Genomic DNA, 1,997 nt, shown 5'->3' on the forward strand with positions numbered 1-1,997 from the left:
AAAAGCGATATCTGTAAATTCAGATATCGCTCATAAATCTCCACCAACACTATTTGACAAAGACCCGTTTAAGCGCACAATATCTGTGATACAAAAAAAGCCGCACACCTCAAAACTGAGTGTGAGCAGCTTTCGATTAAGTCCGAATTAAGCGTTAGGGTTCTTGCGAATCGTGAAACTACGACTGCTTGAATGATCCCGACCAGTATCGCGTTTGCGACTTGAGTCACGACTACTACTGCTACGACGATCGCCGCCACGACTGCCTGAGTCACGACTACCATGACGATCACCACCGCGTGAACTGTCTCCACCACGAGATGAATAACCACGACCATGACCACCGCCGTTACGACCGCCACGTCCATGACCACCACCATTATTACGTGATGAGTGAGATGACGTCTTGCGTGAAGGTAATGGGCGTTCTGGTGCAATATGAACAGGGATCTCATTTGCATCTTTAACCATTGTCTTCAACAAAATCGCAGCCATTTGTTCGCCAGAGAAACTCTCAAGCAATTCTTGAGCAGGCGCTTCGAAACGTTTCACATCGCCATTAGTTGCAATGTCGGTGATCGTCGCGATTGCGGCATCGATTTGACCACGTAATGCCTCTTTAGGCGTTGGTGGCTTGAGCGGTGTGATGCGCACACGAGTTAATTCTTCGATGGCATGTAAGTAACTCATTTCGTTTGGTGCGACGAAAGTTACGGCGACACCAGTAGCACCTGCACGGCCTGTACGGCCAATACGATGCACATAACTGTCTGGATCTTGGGGAATATCGTAGTTGTAAACATGAGTCACACCGGAAATATCAAGTCCACGTGCGGCAACATCAGTCGCAACTAAATATTGTAACTCACCATTCTTGAATTGGCGTAAGACGCTCATCCGTTTTTGCTGAGTTAAATCACCATGGATACCCTCGGCATTAAAGCCACGAGCTTGCAATCCTTTAGCCAACTCATCAACACGACGTTTTGTCCGTCCAAAAATCAAAACAAGTTTTGGATTTTGAACGTCGAATAAACGAGTCATCACGTCAAAACGTTCGAATTCTTTAGCACGAACATAATATTGGTCGATCAAATCTGCAGTTAATTCCTTAGATTTAATTTTAACGATCTTAGGTGACTGCATGAACTTCTCAGCGATGCTCATGATTTGCTTAGGCATTGTTGCTGAGAAAAGCAAGGTTTGATGTTCGTTAGGAACATGGCTCAAAATGCTTTCGATGTCTTCGATGAAGCCCATGTCTAACATTTCATCGGCTTCGTCCAAAACAACCGTATGGATGTGTTCCAGTTTAACGGTGCGACGATTGATATGGTCTAATAAACGACCAGGTGTACCGACTAAAATTTGAGGACCATCTTTTAAAGCACGGATCTGGCGGCCGATATCAGCACCACCATAGACAGCTTGGACACGAACGTGTTTGCCACGGCCTAAGCGAGAAAGTTCTTCTTGAGTTTGGACAGCTAATTCACGCGTTGGCGAAATAACTAATGTTTGAATATTGTGGTTATCCATATCAACTTTCTGTAAAGTTGGTAACCCAAAGGCTGCAGTTTTACCTGTACCTGTTTGTGCCTGACCTAAGACGTCATCCCCGGTTAAAACCAGCGGAATCGTCTGTTCCTGGATCGGCGTTGTTTCTGTGAAGCCAGCTTTTTGGACTGCTTCAAGCAATTTATCATCTAAATCGAGTTCTGAAAATTTCAAAAAATATCCTCCTATGTTCTGAAAAAAACAATTACATCACAGTAGGCTTTCATCGCTCATCCAATAAAACTGCTTGCAATCCCTTTTTTCACTAGCACTGTTCTGACAGCGTTCTAACTATAATACCATTATTAAAAAGAAAACTCAAGTCTGAAAGACCAGGTTAATTTTCAGAAAAGACGAAATAAAAAAAGGACGTCCGGCTCGGCTCCTGTCAAGAGGACAATCAAATAATTAAAGTGTTTATGCACATTCTTGAACGGCAT

1 protein-coding gene is annotated in these 1,997 nt (G+C 43.8%); it reads right to left on the reverse strand.

Features of this window, described 5'->3' with window-relative positions; translation table 11 throughout:
• Positions 1-147: 147 nt before the first annotated feature.
• A complete protein-coding gene (locus EKM67_RS10600; RefSeq protein ID WP_125578943.1) occupies positions 148-1,731 on the reverse strand; it encodes a DEAD/DEAH box helicase in 1,584 nt (527 codons plus the stop codon).
• Between the last annotated feature and the right edge of the window lie 266 nt (positions 1,732-1,997).

Source organism: Lapidilactobacillus mulanensis, from assembly GCF_003946215.1.
Classification (GTDB): Bacteria; Bacillota; Bacilli; order Lactobacillales; family Lactobacillaceae; genus Lapidilactobacillus; species Lapidilactobacillus mulanensis.